The sequence below is a fragment of the Pseudomonas endophytica genome (genome assembly GCF_001411475.1).
Taxonomy (GTDB): Bacteria; Pseudomonadota; Gammaproteobacteria; order Pseudomonadales; family Pseudomonadaceae; genus Aquipseudomonas; species Aquipseudomonas endophytica.
The window spans coordinates 1-2,591 of the sequence record NZ_LLWH01000125.1; the positions used below are offsets into that span (position 1 = coordinate 1).

Genomic DNA, 2,591 nt, shown 5'->3' on the forward strand with positions numbered 1-2,591 from the left:
ACGTTAAAAGGCGGAGGGTGTATAAGGGGTTTCCTTACGAGCAGCCTCTTTTAGTAACCGCTGAAAACTCGCGCATTCAACATGGCTTGCCGCCGGGCAGACCGCCGCTCGACGAAGTTCATCTCGGGCAAGACTAAGCCTTTGTATCGTGCGGTCCAGTTCATCCGCCTTGGCGGACAAACGCTGTCGATCAAGGGCTGTGTGGCCCTGAGCAATCATCTGGGCAATGTCCTCCAAAGAGAACGTCAGTGACTGAGCGAGCGTAATCAACGCAAGCCTGTCCAGCACATCGTCATCAAACACCCGACTCAAACCACGTCGCCCCACAGAGCGGATCAAGCCTTTTTCTTCGTAGTAGCGCAACGTAGACGCCGCCACCCCGGAGCGCCTCGCAACCTCGCCTATGCCTAACGTTTTCATGCTTGACCTCAAGTCGACTTGAACTTGCACACTCGCAGATTCAAGCAACTCGACAACTCATCAAGCAAGGGATATTTAAAATGAGCACCCTCCAGTGTGTGGTTCAAGTGATAGCCGTGGGAATCGGCGCAACCCTGTTTATGGATGCCGTCGCGGTGATCAAAAAGCGACTGTTTGCAGTAGCGTCACTCGACTACCGCCTCGTGGGGCGCTGGTTAGGGCACATGCTTGACGGACAGATCCGACACGCGTCTATCGCAAGCGCTACACCGACTCGACATGAAGCCTGGGTCGGCTGGCTATTTCATTACCTGACCGGGCTAGTGTTTACAGCCTTACTCGTGATGACAGTGGGCTGTACTTGGCTGGCCACGCCCACGCTGTTTGCGGCCTTGGGCGTGGGGTTGGCCAGCATTGCCGCGCCGTGGCTGATCATGCAACCGGCTTGGGGCATGGGCGTTGCCGCCGCCAAGACAGCAAAACCGTGGCTGGCGCGACAAAGAAGCGTGGTCACGCACCTGACGTTTGGGCTCGGGGTTTATCTAACGGCGTGGTTGCTCCGCTATTAAGAGCTTGTCCAAATTGCCGCAGGCTGCGATCTTTTGATCGTTAAAAACAAAGATCGCGAGCAAGCTCAATCCACAGATCATTGTTGTGATTATTTTCGTGCCACCGGCGCTGCTTCTGCTTTGGTAGGAGCTGCCGCAGGCTGCGATCTTTTGATCTTTAAAGGCAAAAGATCGCGAGCAAGCTCAGATTATCCGGCCATGGACAGGTGCGCCCGTTCACCCCACCCGCCACAGTTGATCGAGCCGCGTGGTAAACCCCTGGCTCATCATTTCACGACGCATGGCCCACTCAGGATGGCTCGGCACGCTGGCCGTGCGCAATGTGCCACGCCCCCAACGCCCGTTGATCTCATCCAGCACGGCCATCACCCGTGACGCCTCGGCAGGCTGGTTAATCGAAAACAAATCATCGGTAAATTCACCCGGCTGGCGTAGGTCTAACAACAGCACTTCTGCCTTGCTGTAGTTAAAGCCGGGTCGAAACACTCGCTCCACCGCATCAACCGCGACCTTGGTCAACAGCCGCACATCGTCGGTCGGGTACGGCAACGTCACCACCACACCGTTCGCGTATTTAACTTCATCCGGGTTGAACATCCCCGTACGAATACTCACCCGCACCTTGCGGCAAAAAGAGCGCTGAGCGCGGAGTTTTTCAGAGGCGCGCATCATATATGTCGCAACCGCCTCTTTAATCGGCTCGATGGTCGTCAAACGTTTTCCAAACATCCGGCTACAACAGATCTCTTGCTTGGGCGGGTCAGGCTCATCCAGCTCCAGACACGACGTACCGGCCAACTCGCGAGCGGTTTTCTCCATCACCACACTAAACTTTTTGCGCAGCGCCCACGGCTCAGAGCGGGCCAAATCCATGGCCGTCATAATGCCCATGCCCTGCAAATGCAGTGTCATGCGCCGCCCAACGCCCCACACCTCAGCCACCGGCGTATTGCGCAACACCCAGTTGCGCTCCACCTCACCACACAGGTTAACCACCCCACCCGTACGCGCCTGCAACCGCTTAGCCGTGTAATTCGCCAACTTGGCCAAGGTTTTAGTCGGCGCAATCCCCACCCCCACCGGGATCCCCGTGCACTGCACAATCTTGCTGCGTAACTGGCGCCCTATTTCGCTGGGGTCGGTGATACCGGACAAATCAGCAAAACACTCATCAATGCTGTAAACCTCCACGGCGGGGAGCTGAGACTCGATCAAACTCATCACCCGCTCACTCATATCGCCATACAGCGCATAGTTTGACGAGAACGCGACAATCCCTAACTCTTCAAGCTGCTGCTTGATCTGAAAATACGGTGCCCCCATTTTTATATGCGGCTTGGCGTCATAACTGCGCGCAATCACACAGCCATCATTATTACTGAGCACCACAATCGGCACTTTAGCCAAGTCGGGGCGAAACACCCGCTCGCAACTGGCATAAAAGCTATTGCAGTCGATCAGCGCAAAAACCGCGGCAGGCTTAATGGCCATGGCGGCGGACGCTATAAGTGATCACACCCCACACCGACAAATCATCGCCCTCTAACACATGGTGGTCAGGGTACTTGGGGTTCTCGGAACACAGCACCACGCGCTTGCCGC

Annotated in this window: 3 protein-coding genes and 1 pseudogene; 1 reads left to right on the forward strand and 3 read right to left on the reverse strand. The window is 56.2% G+C overall.

Annotated features, from left to right (window positions below; genetic code table 11):
* Window positions 1-3: 3 nt before the first annotated feature.
* The gene (locus tag AQS70_RS09700; RefSeq protein WP_055102590.1) at window positions 4-420 is read right to left on the reverse strand and encodes a helix-turn-helix domain-containing protein; all 417 of its coding nucleotides are present in this window, start codon (window positions 418-420) and stop codon (window positions 4-6) included.
* Between the two features lie 80 nt (window positions 421-500).
* Here AQS70_RS09700 and AQS70_RS09705 point away from each other — a divergent pair, with 80 nt between their 5' ends.
* Window positions 501-989, forward strand: coding sequence for a DUF2938 domain-containing protein (locus AQS70_RS09705; RefSeq protein WP_055102591.1), 489 nt, complete (start codon window positions 501-503; stop codon window positions 987-989).
* A gap of 216 nt (window positions 990-1,205) precedes the next feature.
* Here AQS70_RS09705 and umuC read toward each other — a convergent pair whose 3' ends face one another.
* A complete protein-coding gene (umuC, locus tag AQS70_RS09710) occupies window positions 1,206-2,480 on the reverse strand; it encodes a translesion error-prone DNA polymerase V subunit UmuC (RefSeq protein WP_055102592.1) in 1,275 nt (424 codons plus the stop codon).
* A pseudogene (locus AQS70_RS24030) lies at window positions 2,470-2,591 on the reverse strand (S24 family peptidase); the annotation flags it as partial. The pseudogene AQS70_RS24030 and the gene umuC, both read right to left, overlap by 11 nt.